Genomic DNA, 22,684 nt, shown 5'->3' with positions numbered 1-22,684 from the left:
ATGCGAATGTTTCCTATATTTTTACTTTTTGTGTCGGGGCTTGTCTGTTGCCAGACAGTCTTTGGCAACTATCATGATACGGTTGCCCAACGGTATGAGCTTCCCGTCATTAATAAAAAATATGTGCACCTTCCTGTAAAGGCAGGTGCACACAAAACCTGGGTAACGGTACAGGCAGACGGTGTCACCGTTCAGGAAATTGAAATAGAACTGGCCGCAGCCGAACCTGATTACTATACCACCCTGGATGTAACAAAATGGAAGGGCCAAAAACTCATCTTAACAGCAGAAAAGGTATTAACCAGTTCCCGTTGGAAAACGCTGGTAAAAACCGCCAATGTAATGGCAGATGAGGATAAGGTATACAAAGAAAAATACCGGCCACAGTTTCATTTCTCTCCCCGCCGCGGGTGGGCCAACGATCCTAACGGGCTGGTATATTACAAGGGCACCTATCACCTGTTTTTCCAGCACGTACCCTGGGGCACCTATTTCAGCAATACCACGATGTCATGGGGGCATGCGGTAAGTAAGGATCTTATTCACTGGGAAGAATTGCCTACCGCTATTTCGCCCGACAAGCACGGCGTAGCCTTTTCCGGATCGGCAGTAGTAGATTGGAAGAACACTTCCGGTTTGCAACCACATCCCGTAACAGACAAGCAGGGCCGGTTAAAGAATCCGCCACTTGTAGCCTTGTATACTTCCGTTGCGGGGCGAAGGTGGGCTAATTATGCCCAAAGTATTTATTATTCTGCGGATGGTGGAACAAACTGGCAGGCTTACAAAAACAATCCGGTAATGCCTTATCAGGCCACCGGCGGCGGTGACAGAGATCCGAAAGTGTTCTGGTACGATAACAAAGATGGTACCGGCCAGTGGATCATGCCTTTGTACATTAAAGACGAGTCCTTTTCTTTATTCACATCACCTAATCTTCTTGACTGGAAAAAGCTTTGTGACATAGATCATGCAGGGTGCACAGAATGCCCCAATATGTTTGAGTTGCCCGTAGATGGCAACAAAGCCAATACCCGCTGGGTATTCTGGGGAGGTTCCGGATGTTATCTGATAGGTACGTTTGATGGTAAATCCTTTACGAAAGAAGGAGGCCCCTATACCGCCACCTATGAAGGTGCGGATTACGCCGCCCAGGTATTCAGCGATATTCCTGAAGAAGATGGCAGATGTATACAAATGGCATGGTTAAGAGGAGGATATCCGGGGATGCCCTTTACACAGGCTATCACTTTGCCGAGGGTACTCACCTTAAACAACACACCGGAAGGTATTCGTTTGTTTATAACCCCCGCGGAGGAAGTGAAACAATTGCGCCAATCCTCCCCTGCACGTATCAAAGGCAGCCTCACCGGCGCATCCATTATCATACAGCAAGTAAAGGACGAATTACTGGATCTGGAAATAACACTGCAAATCAGGCAGGATCAGGTAAGCACCGACAGTACGAATAGCATACACCTTACTGTAGGCAGGCAGCAGATCAACTATGACCCGGTGAAACAACAACTTGCAGTAGCCCATCTTACCGCACCACTTGCACCGGTAAATGGAAAGATACAGTTAAGGATATTGCTGGACAGAACCTCTCTGGAAGTATTTGCCAATAACGGCATTGCTGCCCTTACCCACAGCTTTGTACCAGCTGACCATCCACCTGCGGCAATGACCATTACGGGCAAAAAGGAGCTGGCAGATTTTGACATTACCGCATATCGTTTAAAATCTATCTGGAGAAAATATATCAACAACCGGGAATAGCTCAACTGCGCTTCCCATCAATCATTATTACTCAATTCAACATTTAATTACCATGAACAACATACAAAATAAAAATGCTATAAAAGCAGGATACTTACTGCTGCTGTACGTTTTGCTGTTTATCTGTTCCTGCCGTAAGGATGATTACAACCATAATTTTACCAAAGCCGATTTTACCACTTCCATACAAGGGCTAGCTGTTACCTTTCATAATCAGACATTGCGGGCAGACTCCTGTCAGTGGGATTTTGGTGATGGCCAGCAATCCATTGAGTTTAGTCCGGTACATACCTATGCCAAATCAGACTACTACTCCATTACCATGCGGGCTTATCGTGATGGGAAGGTAGCCGCCATGAAAAGTGTGATGCTGACCGCAGGCACGATATCAGGGTTCAGGTATGAAATAGCAACAGACGGGCTTACGGTAAAGTTTACCAACCAATCTGAAAACGGTGTAAGCTACGAATGGGATTTCAATGACGGCGCTACTGCCGAAGAAGCCTCTCCCACACATACTTACCTTACCTACGGCAGAAAAAATGTGCTATTGAAAGTGATAGGCGCAACAGGAGATACCGCTAAGGCGCTTGTACCCGTATTACTATCCCCGGAAATCACTTCTCCCATTAGCGCCTGGGAAAAAGTTAGCGCCGCCATTACCAGAGATGCAGCCAATACTGCTTCCAAAATGTTGCAATTAAAAATGGCTTACAACAACAAATCTCTTTTTCTGTATTGTGAATTTGATAAGCTTACCGCAGAAGAGTTAAAAAATACACCTGTAGGCTTCTTTATAGATGCAGATGGTAATACGGTAACCGGCAATCAGGGAGTTTATGGCGCTGGTTGTGACACTTTTATAGATGGTCCGTTATTTTCTACCGGTGGCAGTATGTTTGATTCCGCTTTGGATGGTGGCGGATGGGATTGGAAAAATTACCGGCCTACGCTGGAAAGGATCAAGGTATCGGAGATTGCCACCCTCCCCAACAAACACGCCGCCATAGTGATAGCCATAGACAGGAACGAAATGCTTTCCTTTGGCAGCCGGGTAGGTGCAGGTTTATCCTTTTCCGGTTCTTCCTGGGGCTTTACCCCGCCATGGACCAATCAGAAAGCCTACCTGGATCTAGTGGCCGGCCGGATCACCTTTGAAAAATTTCCGCAGTGATTTTAAGATAACCGATTACTGACCGGAGAACAACTGAACGTAACCGGGGCTGACCACAGCATTTTGGTCAGCCTCTTTTTAATAGCCGTCGTTTCACCTGTATCTCACCCTTATATACCAGGATTAAACCCTGACGCAGCTATCCTTCTGAGGGGCTATTTATAGCCTCCGGAGCTTACCAGTGGCTGGTATTACCCCCAACCTCGTTCCTGGCAGAAGTCCGCCACTATGGCTGATTATAGTATTAAATAAGAAATTAATTATTAATTTCGCCCTTTCAAAATGCAGGTTTGATACTATGATGCGCGACAAGCTCCAGCAACTGGCCCGGGAATTAGAAGGCATACTCTACACAGACGATACGATGCGAACCCTGTATGCCACAGATGCATCGGCTTACCGGGAAATGCCCCTGGCGGTAGCTATACCCGAAAATATCTCCGACCTTAAAAAGCTGATTGCTTTTGCCAGCGCCCATAAAACATCTCTGATACCACGTACTGCCGGGACTTCCCTGGCCGGACAAGTGGTGGGAAATGGCATTGTGGTAGATGTATCCCGCAAGTTTACCAGCATCCTGGAAATCAATACCGCAGAAAAGTGGGTACGGGTACAGCCCGGCGTGATCCGTGACGAGCTGAATATGTTTCTCAAACCGTACGGCTTTTATTTTGGCCCGGAAACCTCTACGGCCAACAGGGCCATGATAGGTGGCATGGTAGGTAATAACTCCTGTGGTTCCAACTCTGTAGTATATGGCAGTACCCGGGAACATCTGCTGGAAGTAAAGGCCTTATTAAGCGATGGTACGGAAACCGAATTCCACTCCCTCAGCCCGGACGCTTTTCATGCCAAATGCGAAGGCCCGGCAAATAGCCTGGAAACACAAATTTACCGGCAGCTGAGAACAGCGCTGAGCAATCATACCAATCAGGAAGAAATAAGACGGGAATTTCCCAAGAAGAGTATCATGCGCCGGAATACAGGGTATGCCGTAGATATGCTGCTCGAAACAGCACCTTTTACTGCCGGCACAGAAGATTTTAACTTCTGTAAACTGATAGCAGGCTCTGAAGGTACCCTGGCCCTGCTTACCGAAATAAAACTACATATTGACCCATTGCCACCCAAAGAAACCGGGTTGTTATGTGTGCATTTTAATACTATTGATGAGTCGCTGCGGGCTAACATCATTGCGATGCAGCTAAAGCCAAGTGCCAGCGAGCTGATTGATCATTTTATCCTGGAATGTACCAAGGATAACATTGAACAACGTAAAAACCGCTTTTTTGTACAGGGCGATCCCGGTGCCATACTGGTCATTGAATTTTGCCGGGATACCCGGGAGGAAATTACCGCAATGGCCAATTTGCTGGAGCAGCAGCTCCGGGCAGCCGGACTGGGTTATCACTTCCCGTTACTTTTTGGGGAAGACACCAAAAAGATATGGACACTGCGTAAAGCTGGGCTGGGCCTGCTCAGTAATCTGCCCGGCGATGAAAAAGCAGTACCTGTAATTGAAGACACCGCAGTTGCAGTGGAAGACTTGCCCGCTTTCATTCGTGACTTTAATGAAATTCTGAAAAAATACAATCTGCATGCGGTGCATTATGCGCATGCCGGCAGTGGTGAAATTCATTTACGGCCTATCATTAACCTGAAAACCCAGGAAGGCAATGCGCTATTCCGCACTATAGCAGAAGAAATTGCTACCCTGGTGAAACAGTATCATGGTTCCCTCAGTGGTGAGCATGGTGATGGCCGGTTACGTGGTGAATTTATCCGCCAGATGATCGGAGCAAAGAATTACGAACTGCTGCGCCAGGTGAAATACACCTGGGATCCGGAGAATATTTTCAATCCTAACAAGATTGTAGATACCCCCTCTATGAACAGCATGTTGCGCTATGAACCAGGGGTACCTGCACCGGAAATAAAAACCATTTTCCACTTCCCGCAGCAAACGATGTTACAGCATGCGGAGCAATGTAATGGTTCCGGCGATTGCCGTAAAACGGAGCTGAGCGGAGGTACAATGTGCCCCAGTTACATGGCTACCCGTAATGAAAAAGACACTACCCGTGCCAGGGCCAATATATTGCGTGAGTTCCTGACCAAATCCAATAAACAAAACAAGTTTGACCATAAAGAAATTTATGAAGTACTGGACTTATGTCTGGCTTGTAAAGGATGTAAATCTGAATGTCCTTCCAATGTGGATATGGCCAAGCTGAAGATGGAATTCCTGCAGCATTATCACGATGCCAATGGCTTACCTTTCCGCTCCTGGATGATCGGGAACTATTCCAAGTTAAACAACCTGGCAGTCATTGCACCTGGTATTTACAACTGGCTGATCAATACCCGTGCAACCGGCAATCTGATCAAGAAGATATCCGGTTTTGCTACCAAACGGTCCCTGCCTGGCCTGCACCAGACTACGCTAAAAAGCTGGTTTAAAAAGAAGTGGCCTGCTGAAAAACAGCCCCATCCTGCAGGAACCAGAAAAGTATACCTCTTCTGCGACGAGTTCACCAACTTCAATGATACTACTATCGGGATCAAAGCCGTACAGCTATTGGAGCGCCTGGGATATGAAGTGCTGATGATCAATCATCCGGAAAGTGCACGCGCTTATTTATCCAAAGGGATGCTCAGGAAGGCACGTGGTATTGCAGAAAAGAATGTACGTATATTCAGTGACGTCATCAATGAAAACGCCCCATTACTGGGAGTAGAGCCATCTGCTATTTTAAGTTTCCGCGATGAATATCCCGACCTGGTACAGGAGCCGCTCAGAGCAGCTGCCCAAAAGCTGGCAAAACATGTATACCTCATAGATGAGTTTCTGGCACTGGAAGCAGATAAAGGGCATATTGCACCGGAGCAGTTTTCCAGTGAAAAGAAACATATCAAACTGCATGGGCACTGCCAGCAAAAAGCATTATCAGGAACACAACACAGTAAGAAAATACTATCGCTGCCGGCAAATTATACCGTAGAAGTTATTCCTTCCGGTTGTTGTGGTATGGCAGGTTCTTTTGGATATGAAAAGGAGCACTACGATTTGTCTATGCAGATTGGAGAACTGGTATTATTTCCTGCCGTGCGTAATGCTGCTGACGACACTATTATTGCAGCACCGGGCACCAGTTGCCGCCACCAGGTAAAAGATGGTACCGGAAAAAAAGCGCTGCATCCCGTGGAAGTATTACATGCTGCATTAGTACATTAAGCTGTATGAAAGCGGCTTGTCAATAACAATATCAGCGGCTGCATTAAAAATTAACTCCCCAGAGGGGTATCCCCTCCGGAGAGTTATGGGTGAGGCTGGGGATAGCTTACAACCGGACGGTTGCAGGCAAATATTTTGCAATCAGATCTTCGTAATAAGGTTTCAGCTCTTGTACCACCGGAGGATGCGGACTTTTAGAGTAGAGATCATAAGGATTAAACTTTTTCACCCATTCAAACATGGCATGATCATGTGCATTCATCAGGTGAGCGTAAGCATGCTCACGATGCTGGGCGTAAAAAGAATGGTACCGGATCATATACAGCGCCGGTTCCGGTAAATGGTCTTTGGTTATCTGATACAGGTATTCATCATGGCCCCAGGACATATTCACATTATCCAGGCCACAATGTGGTTCATAGATGCCGTATTGTGTATTATAACGTTCATCACGAACATCGGGGTTATCCGCAAAAAATTCAGGATACACTATTTTGTCAGCATGCTTACATCCCACCGGGAAAGTATCTCCTACCACTGCCCACTGTGGTTCACCAAACAGGCATAACACCTTACCCATATCATGAATAAAGCCGGTAAGAATAAACCAGTCCGGATGGCCATCTGCACGTATGGCCTCTGCCGTTTGCAGCAGGTGTTGCAGTTGGTCCAGTTCAATATCCGGATCAGAATCATCTACAAGGGTATTTAAAAACTCCATGGCGCCCCATACCGGCATTTCCTTGCGGTTAAACCGCAGAAAATCCTTTTTCTTTTCCATCACAAAGTCGTAAGTCTGGTATTTATGGTTGAGGCGGTAAAACTCGCGTACCGTATCTCTTTCGGGGTTATCGTAGTTCCGGAATGCGTCTTTGGCTTTAGCAGGCTGGTCCTGTTCGGGATACCTTTGTAACACATCATCTTCCCATTGTTCTATGCTTTGCAGTGGGTTGCGCTCCTGGTTTGAAAAATTGTTCTCATTTTTCATTAGATGGCATTTTGCGGTTATCTTAAATTAATGAATTTTCCTGAAGCTGACTAATTTTAGCGGCTGGAATTAGCGCCACTCATCAAATTCTACCAAAAAACCGTGTAAAGTGCGGTCAAAATCCCGACAATGATCACTGATCCAGCCAGGAAAGCAGGCGAACAGCGAAACATGCCGGCATCTACCTGAATAATCCGGGGGGCAGCTTTGCTTTTATGGTCCAGCAGGGTAATTACCACCATCAGCCCCAACAGGAATACAAAAACGATAGACATCCTGTCGAGGAAGGGATAATCGGGGAATGCCCCTCCTGTCCACACCGGCAGGAACTTAAGCAAGGTGGAAAGCGGAATAGTAAGCAGGGCAGCACTCAGTGCAGCCGTAGCAGTAGCCCGCCTCCAGAAGAAGCCCATTAAAAAAATGGCCAGTACACCCGGAGATATAAAGCCCACATATTCCTGGATAAACTGGTAAGCCTGATCCAGTGTGCTCAGCGCCGGAGCCACCAGACATGCAATGATCATGGCAATGATCACCGTCCACCGGCCTGCCCTGACCAGTTGTTGTTCTGTAGCAGTTTTATGAAAAAACTTGTGATAGATATCCAGCGAAAAAATAGTAGAGATGCTGTTTGCCTTCCCTGCCAGCGAAGCCACTATAGCAGCCGTCAGCGCAGCAAATGCAAGCCCTTTCAGGCCCGGAGGCAGCAGGTTTAATAAAGTAGGATATGCCTGATCGGGCTTTACCTCGCCCGCAGCATTGACCATTTCCTGACTGAAAAGCCCGTTGTTATACAATACATAAGCCGTAATACCAGGTAATACTGCAATTACGGGAATAAGCAATTTCAGAAAGGCAGCAAACAGGATACCATTACGGGCAGTTTTCAGATCGGCCCCCAATGCCCGTTGTGTGATATACTGGTTACATCCCCAGTAGTTTAAATTATTGATCCACATTCCTCCTATCAATACAGATAATCCCGGCAGATCCTTGTAATAGGGATGTGAAGCATCAAAAATCATATGGAAATGTGTATCTGCCTTTTCCCGGATCAGGGATAGTCCTTTCCAGGCATCCCGTCCAAAACCAAAATGTTCGGATACCATATTCAATGCCAGCCAGGTGGTCACCAACCCTCCCAGAATCAATACAAATACCTGCACTACGTCCGTATATCCGATCACCTTCATACCTCCCAAAGTAACAATAACAGCAAACACCGCCAGCCCTATCACGCACCAGGTAAAGCTGATCCCGGAGATGGCAGCAATTGCTAAAGCCCCGAGGTAAATAATAGAAGTAAGGTTCACAAATACGTACACCAACAGCCAGAAGATAGCCATAATCGTACTTACGGTGCTGTTGTACCTCACTGCAAGGAACTGTGGCATGGTATAGATCTTGTTTTTCAGGTACACGGGTATAAAAAACACCGCTACGATGATCAATGTTGCCGCAGCCATCCATTCATAGGTGGAAATGGCCAGTCCCAATGCAAAACCGGATCCGGACATCCCAATAAAATGTTCGGCAGAGATATTGCTGGCAATCAGGGAGGCACCAATTGCCCACCAGGTGAGGGAGCCTTCTGCCAGGAAAAAGTCCTTAGTGCTGGTAGTAGCTGCTTTCTTTCGTTGATAGATGTAATAACCATATCCTGCTACCATTATAAAATAAACCAGGAATACCAGGTAGTCGGCAGTTTTTAAATGATGCATGTAAAGGAGTATAACGTGGAATAAAATAGAATAGAATAGAATAGAATGGAATTTAATAAATAGCATTGAATTCTAATAGCAGTATTCTCCTTCTATGTTCCCGTATTCAAGCTACCAGATAAGCCCATTGCCAGCTCCTTATTCCGGAATACCCATTGTTGTCCCAACAGGTCGGGGCCCTAATAGATTGGGGATCATAGCATAGCGCATCACTACTCTGACAAATGACTGGGCCGCTGACTTTCTTCACCATGTTCTGCCAGTTCCGCCAGTTTCTTTTTACCATAGGACAATTTGGTGATCAGTACATATAATACAGGCACCGTAAAAATGGCCAGCAAGGTAGCAGCCAGCATTCCCCCCATAACGGTATAGCCGATATTTATGCGGGAAGCAGCCCCTGCCCCGGTAGCCAGGGTTAAAGGCAATACGCCCAATATAAATGCAAATGAGGTCATTAAGATAGGCCGGAAGCGCAGCTTAACCGCTTCCAGCGTAGCTTCCAGTAGTGGCATCCCGCGGTCTACCCTTTCCTTACAGAACTCTACGATCAGGATCGCATTTTTAGCCGCCAGCCCGATGAGAGTGATCAGACCGATTTGTGAATACACACTATTGGATTGTTTCGTCAGCCAAAGGGCTACGATAGATCCGAACAGGGCGATGGGCACTGCCAGTAGTACAGAAAATGGCACTGACCAGCTTTCATATAATGCGGTGAGTAGCAGGAAAACGAAAAGGATGGACAACATAAATATCATCATACTTTTATTCCCAGCCTCTATTTCCTGTTTGGACACATTGGCCCACTCATAGCCAAAATTGGCGGGAAGCGTTTGTTGGGCGACTTCTTCCAGTGCTTTGATAGCATCACCACTACTATATCCATAGTTATTTTGTCCGTCAATACCTACAGACCGGTACAGATTAAAGTGATTGATTACCGGAGCTCCGCCGCCCTTTACTGAAGTGATCAAAGCACTCAGCGGTACCATCTGTCCCTGGTTATTACGAACATAATAGGTATTCAGGTTAGTGATACTGCCACGGAAGAGAGAATCGGCCTGCAATACTACCCGGAAGCTGCGGCTGAAGCGGGTAAAATCATTTACATACAACCCACCCAAAAAGGTTTGCAAGGCATTGAACACATCACTCACTGCCACGCCTAGCTGTTTACATTTATCTCTGTCTACATCCACATTAAACTGGGGGGTGCTGGAACTAAAAAAAGCATATGCCCGCATAATCTCCGGCCGTTTATTAGCTGCCATCAGGAACTGTCCCAAAACCTGGTTAAACTGCTGAAGGTCGTTATTACTTTTTTGTTCCAGGATAAAAGAAAAACCACCGGAGGTTCCCAATCCACGTAAGGTAGGAGATGGAATAACCAGGATCTGTGCCCCGATAATATGGCTGGTACGAGCAGTTAACCGACCCAGTACTTTATTCATGTCATCTCCGTTCTTATAACGTTCGTCCCAGCTTTTAAGGTTTACAAAGTAAGTAGCTGAGTTGGGTTTAATCGCATTCGCAATGAAATTCATCCCTGTAACACCAAAAAAGTGATTTACTGCACTGTCGCCCAATAAGATACCATTTACTTCTCTCACCACTGCCTGTGTTCTTTCTGTAGAAGACGCATCCGGTAATTCGATGGAAATGAACAACGCCCCCATATCTTCCTGAGGCACAAAAGTAGTAGGTACTTTTTTAAACAGGTATCCGGCAGCTACAAACATGATCAGCAAGAGTATTATAATTACCGGCGTTTTCCGTATCGCCAGTGCTACTCCCCTGCCATAGCGGGCCGTTACCCTTTCAAACCAGTTATTAAACCGGAAAAAGATCTTGTTAATACCGGTAGATTTTTTGTCGAGGTGTGCCGGGCGCAACAGTATCGCGGTAAGTGCAGGCGTAAACGTCAATGCCAGAAAAGCAGAGAGCAGTACAGAAAACGCAATGGTTAAGGCAAACTGCTGATACAGCCGTCCACTCACCCCCGGAATAAAAGCCACGGGCACAAATACCGCTGCCAGAATGAGGGCAATAGCAATCACCGGTGCCTGTACCTCAGACATTGCCTTATAAGTAGCCTCCCTTGGCCCCATCCCATCTGCATCGATATGGTGCTGCACCGCCTCCACCACCACAATCGCATCATCCACCACAATACCAATAGCCAGTACAAATCCAAACAGGGTAAGCGTGTTAATAGAAAAGCCCAGTAGCTGGAAAAAGATAAATGTGCCAATAATTGAGATAGGGATTACCAGGATAGGAATCAGGGTGGCCCGCCAATTTTGCAGAAAAACGTAAACAACTATTACCACCAGCAGCAGCGCCTCTATGAACGTTTGCACTACTTCTTTAATAGATATTTTTACGAAGGAAGTGGTTTCAAAAGGCACCAGCCATTGCACGTCTGGTGGGAATGATTTGGACAGTTCTTCCATTTTGGCCAGTACCCTGTCATTAACATCCAATGCATTAGCCCCCGGAGCCAGGTAAATAGCCATCCCGGTTCCGGGTTTACCATCCGCTTTGGCATCAATAGCGTAAGTAAAAGAGCCTAAGTTAATACGGGATATATCCTTTAAGCGTACCAATGATCCACCTTTACCGGTAGCAATGACTACATTCCCAAATTCTTCCGCACTGACCAGTCGTCCCCTTACACTTACATTATATTCAAAAGCCTGGCTGGAACGCGCCGGAGGCGCACCAACAATACCCGCAGGCACCTGTTGATTCTGTTCCCGTATGGCATTTGCCACATCAGCAGCAGTAAGTCCGAGGGCCGCCATCTTATCCGGGTTGAGCCAGATACGCATGCTGTAATCCTGCGAAAAAGCATTCACGTCACCCACGCCTTCCAAACGGGCCAGTTCCGGTTTCAGGTAAATGTTCAGGTAGTTATCCAGGAATTCCCTTTCATGGGAGCTATTGGGAGAGTTTAACGCCAGCACCATCAACATATCATTGGAGCGTTTTTTAACGGTCACCCCTACCCTTCTTACTTCATCCGGCGTACCAGGTAAAGCCAGGCTGACCCTGTTTTGTACATCCAGCGCCGCAATATCCGCATTGGTACCAAGATTAAAGGTAACTGTAATGCTCATGGACCCATCGTTGGCGCTTACTGATTGGATATACATGGCGCCCGGTGTTCCATTTACCTGGTTTTCTATTGGTGTGGTCACTGTTTCTTCTACCGTTTGGGAATTGGCCCCCACGTAACTGGCCCTGATATCCACTACTGGCGGCGCTATATCAGGCAGCTGGGCAATAGGCAGATTTAGCATGCAGATCACCCCTACGATCACGATCAGGATGGCAATTACAATAGTTGTATTTTTCCGCTCAATAAATGTTTTAGAAATCATGCTGGCCAATTTTTTAATAACGAACGCGTGGTTCGCCACTGCTTAACTATTCACCATTTATTTATTTCATCTGCACATTTACGGTATCCCCTGGTCTGACCTTTTGTAATCCTTCTACTATCACCTTATCACCTGCCGATAATCCTTTCCTGATAATCAGCATACTATCTGTAATTGGTCCTGGCTCTATGGGCCTGGGCTGCACAACATCGCCAGGCCCCAGGACATAGACATTTGTTTCTGCCAGCGTTTGTATGATCGCTTTTGCCGGAATAGCAAGCTGATTAGCACCAGTATTATATTCCATCACTACCACGCAGCTCATACCTGATTTAAGCCAGCCGTTCTTATTGGGAAATTCCAGCCTTACCCGAATAGTACCTGTTTGGGGGTCTACAATATTATTAATAGCGAGTATTTTGCCTGTTTGATCGTACCGGGAGCTATCTGCAAACTGCAGATAGAATTTGCGGGCTGGCTCACCAGCCATCTGTTTACTACCACCCGTAAACTCTCCTATGCGTGCCTGGGGAACATCAAAATCTGCAAACATGGGATTTTCATTTACAATGGTATTGACCAGTGTTTGCCCTGCATTAATAATGTCGCCTACTTTGACCTGGGCAATACCTATTTTTCCGCTTAAAGGCGCCCTTAGTACGGCATGATTCACATCTGTACCTGCTTTCTGCACGGCAGCTTTAGCAGCAGCCACATTGGCTTCCGCAGTTTTCACTGCTGTAGCCGCCTGATCCACTGTTTGTTTTGAAATTGCATCATGGCTAAGCAGGTTCTGGTAGCGTTCGAGGTCACGCTGCTTTTGCGCCAGATCCGCCTGTGCTTGCTGCAGGGAAGCCCCCACCTGACCATAAGCTGCAGCATAACGGCTTTTGTCTACTTCATACAACACTTGTCCTTTACTGACATTACTCCCATCTTTTACCCTGATAGCCTCCAGGTAACCTGTTACATCGGGGCGGAGCTCCACAATATTATTAGCTATCAGCGTAGCGGGAAACTTTTCATCAATGGTATACGAAGTGGGATTAACTGTGGTAGCCGATACGGTAGCCTTCATATGTGGCCCTCCCATTCCTGCACTAGGAGCTTTACCATTACCACAGGCGCCACCTATGATACTTCCTGTCAGGCATATTCCTATCCACAAATACACACGCCCCTGCCGGTGCTTTTGAAAAAACGGACGCTGGAAATTAAACTGAAGCATATATATGAATTGATTAGTCCATAGTAAATAACAGCTCGTCATTGTGGGCTGCCTTAGTGATAGTGCCAGTCTTAAACTATTCCTTTATTTTGCCCATTGCCCTGTCCAGTTCTATCTTACTTACCAGCGCATTAAGCAACGCATTTATATAGTCGCTCTGTGCCTGCTTTAATTCACTTTCTGCTGAAATCACGTCCAGGCTGGTAGATACTCCCTGTTCAAATTTTAATACAATACGATCATAGATTCCTTGCGTAAGCGTTATATTGTTTTTTTGGGTATTCAGTAATGCCATATTATTCTGATACTGGGTAAACGCGTTTTTAACCTCCAGTTTAATCTGTTGCCCCAGGTAATCGAGGTCGTTCAGTGATTTCTGCAGGGTGATCTTTTCTTCCTTTACCTGGTGAATCCTTTCGGTACCGGAAAATAGTGGGAAGGCCAGGGTAAGCCCCAGGGCAGAGCTACCATATCCTTTTTTATAGAGGTCACTGAACTGCGTAGAGAAATAATTAAATCCGTAGTTGACAAATGCCGACAGGGAAGGTAAAAAAGAGAGTTGTTTGCTTTTCAGGCTCAGGCGGTTCAGGTCTATTTGCGTCAGTTGCTGGCTATATTCGATCCTGTCGTGCACGAGGTAGTCAGTAGTATCTTTCAGGCCTTGTTCCGGAGGAAAGTCTTTCACGGTTTCTTTCAGCTGCAGAGTAGCTTCCGCAGGCAGGCCTACCTGGAATTTTAACAATTCGAGGCTATACGCCAGCAGGCGCTGTTGATTATCCATCTGAGTTACCACATTATTATAAGACACCATGATACGGTCTACATCGATTCTTTCGGCTACCCCTACCTCATATCTGGCTTTGGTATCCTCCATTGTTTTTTTGAGCTGCAGCTGGTTGGCCGTGATTAAACGGATATTTTCCTCATTGACCAGTACCGCGTAATATGCCTTTGTAACCGCTACACGGGTTTCAATAGCGGTACGTGTGTAGCTCTTCTCCCCCAGGCTGCCATATACTTTTGAGGCTTTGAGCCCCAGGAAATAGTCACTGTTAAAGATAGTCTGGTTAACCTGCCCTGATATAGAGGAGCTGTATTTGGTACCAAACTGGACCGGAATTTTCACATCATAGCGTCCGTTAGCGATATCAGGTATCAAAGAAGTGGCAAGTTTGAGATTGTCCTGGAAATTTCCGTTAATATCTGCATGAGGAAAGAGCTTTCCTCTGCTTTCCTTGATTTTTTCATAATAATATGCTTTATCCAGACCAGCATTTACCATGTCATGCTGGTGCGTCAGTGCATACTGGATACAGTCGTTCAGGTTAAAAGTATATGACATCGTATCGACCTGGGCCTGTACAACAAATGACCTCCACAAAAGGATAACAGTAAACAAACTTGTGATACGGTACATGCTAATTGCTTTGACAAGGTGTGATGATATGATACTTAACAACTATACTTATAAAAAGGTTGAGTTATAGTGGAAAGCATCACATATAATAATTTTGCACCATAACTATTAGAATGCCGGGGCAGCTATTCACTTAAAGTTCTATTTTGTGTGTTGTAAATACCACAGATTATGCTGGAAGTAGATAAAAAGGAGGCTGATATATTGCAAAAAGCGATTGCGCAGTGGCAAGCCAGTCAGCTGATCAATGAGCAGCAGGCAGGGGAATTGCGGCAATCTTATCGCATCCGTGAAACGGATTGGCAGCTGATCACACTTTACATTTTCATAGCAGCTATATCCTGCGGGCTGATGGCCTTTGGCGCGCTGGTGCTGGATGAAAAATGGATCGAGATCATCCGGAAAAAGCTATCCCTGACAGATGGTATAATAGCAGTTGTATTTACTGCCCTTAGTGCTTTCCTATGCTACAGGGGTTATCTGAGAAATCAGCGGCAGTTGTCATTTTCACTAAACCGGGAGTTATTCTGGTTGTTGCCCGCCCTTTCCATAGGCGTCAGCGTAGTATATCTGGGAAAAAGCCTGCAGTATCTGGGCGGAAACTATGGCCTGTTTTGGCTACTGGCCACCATTATATATGGCATAACGGGGTTGGCCCTATACTCCCGCCTGCTATGGGTAACTACCCTACTGTGTCTGATACCAGCCTATGTAAAGACTACTTACTATTTTACCAATGATGCTCCCTATTTTATGGGGATGAATCTCCCCTGCCGGATGATATTACTGGGAGTTGTTATGTTGCTGACCGGCTGGCTGGCCAGGCGTACCACAATCTACAAACCAGTGAAAGAGATTACCTGGACAGGTGGCTGGTTGTTGCTATTGCTATCGGGATGGCTTATTTCAATTTTTGGTAATACCGGTTCCTGGCAGGAATGGCAGGAAATACGTCAGTTTCATTTACTCTGGTGGGTCATTTTCTTTACCCTTCTGTGCATTGCCACCTTGTTGTTTGGCATTAAAACCAAAGACAATATGGTACGGGATATGGGGGTTATTTTTTTATTACTGGATCTGTACACCAGGTATTTTGAATATCTGTGGGATCATACCAATAAAGGACTTTTCTTCGGTCTCCTTGCATTATCTTTCTGGTGGCTGGGTAAATGGCTGGAAAAGATTAAAGGCAGCAACAGGAAAACAAAAGCCTAATCCTGGCGTATTTATAGCTAAGTTGCGCTGTACTTCTTACAGCATAAGCAGGCGTATTATTTCCTGCCTATGCTATAATTTTTCGTCTGATTTTTAGACTGACCGTTTTAATGCCTTTTCCTTTCTATCTGGTGCATTTGTTTCCACTTCTGCCATCAACCGGCTATATCGCCCCGTATCTTTCATGCTCCAATCATAATTTCCAGTGATCCAGGATCGCAATACAGCAATATACCTTTCTACCTCCTTCTCCAATGAGACATGGAATACAGGCAGTTGTTTTTCAAGTGATACAAACAATGCCACCTCTTCATCATGCATCCGGATTGTTTCCTCTATTGCTTCCTGCAGGTCAAGATTATGCTCATGGGCGAGTACCAATACCAGATTATGTACATCCCCCTGCTGAGATTCTTTATAACAGGAAAACAGATCATTTGACCAGCACACAATATTATTACAGGCCAGTACCATACGTTTTATGATGGCATGTTGTAAAATATGGTCCGGTAAATACACCTTTTCGATAATTTCAATCGCTTCTACGTCTGCAAAAAGCGCTCCAGTATAAGGCCTCATTACAACATAGTCTGCCACAGACGGCACTTGTCCTGCTGCGCGATTATCCGCTTCCCATACACAGGAAGAAAAGTATTCTTCCATGCTACGGATAAACCTGATACGCCAGGCCGGACGGCTAATAGCACGCATCCGCTCCCAGATATCGCTCAAAGCAGCAGCCAAAGCACCTCCATTGGCTAAAGTAACAGACTGATTGTATCGCAGTATATCCATTAATCCGGAAACGATACTTTTTAAATAAATGGATTTTTTGCCTGTCTGGGCTTCATCACACTGATCATCCAACATAAAAAGCCAGGTATTAAAATCGGCAATGATGCACAATTCAGGAAGATTTGCATCAGGAAAAGCCCTTGCAGCTAACCAGGCAAACTTTGCTTTAGCAAACCGCGCCTTTGCTTCATTTGTTTGCAATAATTCGTAAGTATAGACCCAATTAACCGTATGTTCATGCGCTGCGGTTACCAGCGGATTGATACGTGAAGGAAATGGGTATTGAATAAGCGGAAATGTGATTGCTTGCATGAGTGAGGATTTAATGGTTAACGAGTAAAGTTGTGTCAGGATAAACATAAAGCTGGCTGCTACCGGCACCGGAGCCGGATGTAAACAGGGATATACATATTCAGGTTATAACAACTGATCCGCATACATCGTGTTTAATATGCGGAATGGTTATTTCAGGTATTGAGGGTCACCGGATTAATACAAGTATTTTAGTTGTTGTCCATTACTTTTTATTCCAGATAGGGCAGCATCAGGGGAAATGCCTGATGAAACCAACTGGTAAATTGTAATGGTGTTTCTTTCATTAATTGCCGGATAGTATCAACAGGGAAAAAACGAAAGTCATTTACTTCTGTACTATCTGGAGTTATATTACCATTATAAGTACCCAATAATACATGATCATATTCATGCTCTATTAAACCATTATCAAATTCAGTACGATAGGTGAACGAAAAAACCTCCTGTAATGGGCAAGCCGCTCCCAGTTCTTCCATTAATCTCCGGCTGGCAGCAGCAATCGTAGATTCGCCGGGGTAAGGATGACTGCAGCAGGCATTTGTCCATAATCCGGCAGAATGATACTTTGTGAATGCGCGTTGTTGCAGTAACATTTCACCTGCATCATTGATAATAAATACGGAAAATGCACGGTGCAATAACCCTTTAAGATGCGCCTCCATTTTTTCCATCGTTCCCGTTACTTCGTCCTTTTCATTCACCAATATTACCTCTGGCTGATTCATTTGAATTTATTTTGCATTAATGAGCGTTCTGATGCTACCCTTCCTATCATTACCTCTATACATTGTAACCAACAATATTAATAAATATGCAGAGAATTTTCTGCCTGTAGCAGGGAGGAGAATTAATTACATTCATAAAAATGGTATTTAAATAATAAAAACAATCATATTTACAATTGATACAATTAGCCGTGCCAGCATCTCCTTGTTTCTGCAATTGAGAAGGTGTAAGGGCGGTAGTAGTAACTTAGCTGTCCTTTGTAAACTCCCTGGTATTAATTTTTACCCGGCATAGGTTGCATTTTTTCAAATAGGTATTAGAGGGCTTTCATTATTACAGCCGTATTATATTGTTATAAATATACGAAGAAATAGCGATTGCTACTTATAAGGCGATCTCCTTTTCCCGCCTGTTGTAAAAGCCTATCTTTGTAAAATGGCAGAAGATTTAAACATTATCCAGGGAAGCAAAGAGGTACAATACCGCTCAATTATACCACAACTTAGTGCTTTATTGGAAGGGGAGCCTGATCTGGTAGCCAATATGGCTAATATGGCTGCTGCATTAAAGCAACAGTTTGGCTGGTTTTGGGTAGGATTTTACCTGGTTAAGGCAGAGGAGCTGGTTTTAGGGCCCTTTCAGGGACCGGTAGCCTGTACCCGTATCAGGAAAGGAAAAGGTGTTTGTGGCAGCTGCTGGGAACAGGCACGTACGTTAATTGTTCCGGATGTTGCACTTTTCCCGGGCCATATTGCCTGCAGCAGTTTATCAAAGTCTGAAATTGTAATCCCATTGATGAAAGATGGCATCGTGGCAGGTGTACTTGATATTGACAGTGAATTCCCTGCCCAATTTGATGAAACAGATCAGCAATACCTGGAAGAAATTGTAAAATTAATTGTGATATAACTCCTGGAGAGAAATATTCAAATACTGGCAAAGATTTTGTTGAATGAGGCTTTGAAAAACCAGTTGTTGATTTTAATGTCTGATAGGTAGCTATGCTCATGACCTATTGGCTTTTTTAAACGGATATTTACCATATGTTCTTTTTTCGCAGAAAAAATACTGATAGCCAATTTTTAGCCAACTTTTTATCCAATATAGAAACGGATATACATTCTCATCTTATTCCCGGAATTGACGATGGTGTTCAGGAAGTAGACACGAGTGTTGCATTTATCGGGCAATTGCATGAATTGGGTATAAAAAAAATCATTACCACACCCCATATCATGATGGATAGATATCCCAATTCTGCGGATACAATAGCTCTTCCATTCCAAAAGCTGCAAGCTGCCTTAACAGAAGCACGTTTGGACATTCCATTTAAGCATGCGGCAGAGTACTATATGGATGAATACTTTGAAGAGCTTATGAAAGCGCCTTTATTAACACTTAATGGTGAACTTGTTCTGGTAGAAATTTCTTTCATGTCGGCCCCTCCCCAGCTACACAATTGGATTTTTACCTTGGAAGCACAAGGGTATCGTCCTATTATGGCACATCCGGAAAGATATGCGTATGGACATGCCAACTTTGACCTTTACCATCAATTCAAAAAGATGGGCTGCCTGTTGCAGGTTAATCTATTATCTCTGACTGGATATTATGGCAAACATATACAGCAAGCTGCAGAAAAGTTGGTTGCAGACAAAATGATAGATTATATTGGTACAGACCTCCATCATGAAAAGCATCTGCAGGCAATTACAGCCATCGGAAAAAACAAGAAAGTGCTTAAAGTATTAGACCAATATCCATTCAAAAACAGGGAGCTTACTTCACAAGCATAGTAGTTAACCGGCCTTAATAAAAAGATAATCAGGTATAGGAATAATCATTTGCTATCTTTACGCGATTATTTCATTAAGCCATACCTATGCCACCGCTGTAAATGTAACGATATACATTCAGCTGTGCAGTTTATCTATTCGAGACCATGCCAGATACGATCATTGCCAGACAACCCTCCACAGCCTCTATCAATAAAGTGCTTGATCGCTTTAAACAGTTATACCCAGTTAGCGAGGCATTTAAAAAGGATTTTTCCGAGCATGCATTTGAGATCGAGGTAGCCAAAAATGTAATGCTATTAAAAGAAGGGGATTATTGTCATCATGTATTCTTTATTCAGCAAGGTGTATTACGTGCCTTTTCTCAAAGGGGGAAAAAGGAAATCATCACCTGGATAATACTGGAAAACAGTTTTGCTACTTCTATATCAGGGCTCTATGGAATCAAGCCTGCCAGAGAAAACATTCAGGCTATAGAACCCGCAATACTCACCGGTATATCATTTGAAACCCTGCAAAGATGGTATGTTGATTATCCGGAAATCAATATAGTAATGCGAAAAATATTTGAGATCTACTACCAGGGGGCTGAAGAAAGAGCCTTTATCAGCAGGATGGGAAATGCTATGGAAAAGTATAAGTACTTTAATGATCAATGGCCTGGCCTTATGAATCGGGTGCCCCTTGCATATATTGCCTCTTTCCTCGGCATCAGATTGGAAACTTTAAGCCGTGTCAGGAAAAAACAACTGACACTTCACAAGGAATCTGCTTCTTAACAAATTATCTGACAATTCCCCTACGTTTAATCATTCAGTATAGTTTTTGACAAAAATCAAAAAAAGGCGGGAATAGAGCAATCAGTCCAACAGCAAAGGATTTTACAACTATCTTTAGGGAGATTTTAAAACCATATTGCTATGGAGCAAGTAATATTCCTATACCTCCCATGGATACTTCATGGAAGCATTATTTTATTGACTTTATTCAAGACAGGATTGTTTATTAGGCATAAATCGCCCTATTGGAGATTTTCTGATTTTCTGCATTTCAGCCGATACAACATTTACAATTCCAGTAGTCAGGAAAGAGCTGTCCATAAAGAACATCAAAATAAGCTATCAATGGTTTTATTGTTTTTAGCTATAATGGATGTGCTTTTATCTTTTGTTGCAATTATCCTGCATTGAGGATTCAAACCATTATTTTATTAAAACCAGATTACCTTGTTGTTTACGGGCCTGATGCTTACTATCTGTATATATTAGTACCCAAAAATAGTTTCCCGTTGTTTGTTGTCCGCCATCCCATCCCTGAGCCGGATCATTGCTTTGAAAAATCTGTTGGCCCCACCTATTGTAAACAGTCAACCGGTAATTATATACATCATCATGTACCTTTGCTCTGAATATATCATTAATTCCGTCGCCATTAGGACTAAACGCAGTTGGTACAAACACGGCGCAATCACGCCAGTTTTTTACAACCTCCGTCTCTCCCGTCAGCTTACATCCATTTTTATCCTTTACCTGAAAATAATATCTACCCGCATCTAACTGATTCCAGGTACTATCAGGCTGCCAGGAATGCGCGCCCAGGCTATAGGAATATGGAGCTGTGCCTCCCTTTACATCCAATGCTATTTTCCCATCTCTTGTTTCTGTACAACTGACTGGTTTAGTATTAACAGTTTGAATCTGAAATTGTGGAGGTTGATTAATGTGTAAATTATTTAAAGTAATGCTACATCCCCTGCTATCCATTACTTCAACTTTGTAATTGCCTGCTTTCAAATGCTTAAAACCTGGTTCATTCTGAATAACACTTCCATTATTCAAGCTGAAACTATATGGTGCATTACCTCCGCTGACAAGGATACCAATTGCAGCATCATTTAGATTATAACAAGTGGCGGGGGTTAATACTGCTTCTGCCAGCACTTCAGTTTCCTCAATATGTACCTGCTCTTTAATTATCACACCATTGGCCCCTGTAACTGTTACTTCATAAATACCAATGCCTAAATTAGCGATTTCTTCAGTTGTATTTCCTCCCGGGCTCCAAGTATATTGATAAGGCGCCTGGCCTCCTTTTACTCTTACCAAAGCACTTCCTGTATTAGTCCCTTTACAGGTGTTTCTCGTAAACAACTCGATTTTAGGTACTTCCCGGATAATGGGTGAAAAATTATCAACAAGAACACCTGTAAAAGCATCACTTTTACAGGTAACAATATTATAAGGACCAAAAATGAGTTGATGATATGTTTTCAGCGGTGCAATAACAGCGGAGTAACGTTTCCATTCCTCATGATAAAATGCTCCAGATTCCCATAAAAGCTCTGGCTCTTCATTTGGATTACTTCCATATATAGCAAAGGATCCAGTACAAATATCTTCAATATAATGAGCCGGATAAGCCAAATCGAAGGATAAGGTGTAAACTTTACCAGCCTTTAATCCATTTTCAATATTTTGCGCAAATCTCTCTGGCCATGCTTTACCCCATATCATCCCTATAAATGTATTACCATCAGAAGGCGCCAATGTTATATCTAAAGAGCCCGGCTGTGTATCGGGAGATTTACTATAACTATACCAGGGTGGCGGCACCCGCTGTGTTTGAGCTTTTCCTTCCAAAGATGGGTTTTGCAATGCGATATCTTGTCCAGTCAATATAAAAGGATGGCTTATTAATATAAATACACAGCATAAACGTTGAATATTATTGCCTAATAAACATTTAAAATAATAGACAAGCCATGCCCTTACCTCAATAAGGCAATTCATAAAGGATAGTTTCATAGGATAATCAATACAAATATATTAATTATATATATAAATATATGTAATTAATATTTAATTTAAAATCACATAACAATGTGATATAACTCAATTTTGATCGAAAAG

15 protein-coding genes are annotated in these 22,684 nt (G+C 44.0%); 7 read left to right on the top strand and 8 right to left on the bottom strand.

Going from position 1 to position 22,684, the window contains the following annotated elements; genetic code table 11:
• The 3 genes from ABR189_RS04520 to ABR189_RS04510 all read left to right on the top strand — a co-directional run bounded on the left by ABR189_RS04520 (nt 1) and on the right by ABR189_RS04510 (nt 6,188).
• Nucleotides 1–1,779 (top strand): glycoside hydrolase family 32 protein, encoded by a 1,779-nt coding sequence (locus tag ABR189_RS04520; RefSeq protein WP_354659257.1) that lies wholly within the window; start codon nt 1–3, stop codon nt 1,777–1,779.
• Between the two features lie 52 nt (nt 1,780–1,831).
• Nucleotides 1,832–2,953: a PKD domain-containing protein gene (locus ABR189_RS04515; protein ID WP_354659256.1), complete on the top strand. Its 1,122-nt coding sequence runs from the start codon at nt 1,832–1,834 to the stop codon at nt 2,951–2,953.
• Between the two features lie 298 nt (nt 2,954–3,251).
• Complete coding sequence (locus ABR189_RS04510; RefSeq protein WP_354659255.1) at nt 3,252–6,188, top strand: FAD-binding and (Fe-S)-binding domain-containing protein; 2,937 nt, start codon at nt 3,252–3,254, stop codon at nt 6,186–6,188.
• 106 nt (nt 6,189–6,294) lie between these two features.
• Here ABR189_RS04510 and ABR189_RS04505 read toward each other — a convergent pair whose 3' ends face one another.
• From ABR189_RS04505 to ABR189_RS04485, 5 genes are all read right to left on the bottom strand, one after another.
• Nucleotides 6,295–7,176, bottom strand: a complete 882-nt coding sequence (locus ABR189_RS04505; protein WP_354659254.1) for an inositol oxygenase family protein — start codon at nt 7,174–7,176, stop codon at nt 6,295–6,297.
• Between the two features lie 89 nt (nt 7,177–7,265).
• Nucleotides 7,266–8,897, bottom strand: a complete 1,632-nt coding sequence (locus ABR189_RS04500; protein WP_354659253.1) for a sodium/sugar symporter — start codon at nt 8,895–8,897, stop codon at nt 7,266–7,268.
• A 212-nt stretch (nt 8,898–9,109) separates the two neighbouring features.
• Nucleotides 9,110–12,283, bottom strand: a complete 3,174-nt coding sequence (locus ABR189_RS04495) for an efflux RND transporter permease subunit (protein WP_354659252.1) — start codon at nt 12,281–12,283, stop codon at nt 9,110–9,112.
• Between the two features lie 61 nt (nt 12,284–12,344).
• The gene (locus ABR189_RS04490) at nt 12,345–13,511 is read right to left on the bottom strand and encodes an efflux RND transporter periplasmic adaptor subunit (RefSeq protein ID WP_354659251.1); all 1,167 of its coding nucleotides are present in this window, start codon (nt 13,509–13,511) and stop codon (nt 12,345–12,347) included.
• 76 nt (nt 13,512–13,587) lie between these two features.
• Complete coding sequence (locus ABR189_RS04485; RefSeq protein WP_354659250.1) at nt 13,588–14,928, bottom strand: TolC family protein; 1,341 nt, start codon at nt 14,926–14,928, stop codon at nt 13,588–13,590.
• A gap of 171 nt (nt 14,929–15,099) precedes the next feature.
• Here ABR189_RS04485 and ABR189_RS04480 point away from each other — a divergent pair, with 171 nt between their 5' ends.
• Nucleotides 15,100–16,143 carry a hypothetical protein gene (locus ABR189_RS04480; protein ID WP_354659249.1) on the top strand — a complete coding sequence of 348 codons (1,044 nt, stop codon included), beginning with the start codon at nt 15,100–15,102 and terminating at the stop codon, nt 16,141–16,143.
• 93 nt (nt 16,144–16,236) lie between these two features.
• On the opposite strand, the gene ABR189_RS04475 is transcribed toward ABR189_RS04480, so the two are convergent.
• Both ABR189_RS04475 and idi read right to left on the bottom strand, forming a co-directional pair.
• Nucleotides 16,237–17,250, bottom strand: a complete 1,014-nt coding sequence (locus ABR189_RS04475) for a terpene synthase family protein (protein WP_354659248.1) — start codon at nt 17,248–17,250, stop codon at nt 16,237–16,239.
• A gap of 212 nt (nt 17,251–17,462) precedes the next feature.
• Nucleotides 17,463–17,978, bottom strand: a complete 516-nt coding sequence (gene idi / locus ABR189_RS04470; RefSeq protein ID WP_354659247.1) for an isopentenyl-diphosphate Delta-isomerase — start codon at nt 17,976–17,978, stop codon at nt 17,463–17,465.
• Between the two features lie 436 nt (nt 17,979–18,414).
• Here idi and ABR189_RS04465 point away from each other — a divergent pair, with 436 nt between their 5' ends.
• The 3 genes from ABR189_RS04465 to ABR189_RS04455 all read left to right on the top strand — a co-directional run bounded on the left by ABR189_RS04465 (nt 18,415) and on the right by ABR189_RS04455 (nt 20,554).
• Entirely contained in the window at nt 18,415–18,888 is a 474-nt protein-coding gene (locus ABR189_RS04465; protein ID WP_354659246.1) for a GAF domain-containing protein, read from the top strand.
• Between the two features lie 134 nt (nt 18,889–19,022).
• The gene (locus tag ABR189_RS04460; protein WP_354659245.1) at nt 19,023–19,775 is read left to right on the top strand and encodes a tyrosine-protein phosphatase; all 753 of its coding nucleotides are present in this window, start codon (nt 19,023–19,025) and stop codon (nt 19,773–19,775) included.
• Nucleotides 19,776–19,921: 146 nt separating this feature from the next.
• Nucleotides 19,922–20,554, top strand: coding sequence for a Crp/Fnr family transcriptional regulator (locus ABR189_RS04455; protein ID WP_354659244.1), 633 nt, complete (start codon nt 19,922–19,924; stop codon nt 20,552–20,554).
• A 423-nt stretch (nt 20,555–20,977) separates the two neighbouring features.
• Here the strand turns inward: ABR189_RS04455 and ABR189_RS04450 are convergent, their stop codons facing one another.
• Nucleotides 20,978–22,579, bottom strand: coding sequence for a T9SS type B sorting domain-containing protein (locus tag ABR189_RS04450; RefSeq protein ID WP_354659243.1), 1,602 nt, complete (start codon nt 22,577–22,579; stop codon nt 20,978–20,980).
• Between the last annotated feature and the right edge of the window lie 105 nt (nt 22,580–22,684).

Origin of the sequence: Chitinophaga sp. H8 (assembly GCF_040567655.1) — a bacterium.
Taxonomy (GTDB): Bacteria; Bacteroidota; Bacteroidia; order Chitinophagales; family Chitinophagaceae; genus Chitinophaga; species Chitinophaga defluvii.
The sequence above is the reverse complement of the archived record's forward strand: the minus strand, read 5'-3'. Positions and strand labels throughout refer to the sequence as shown.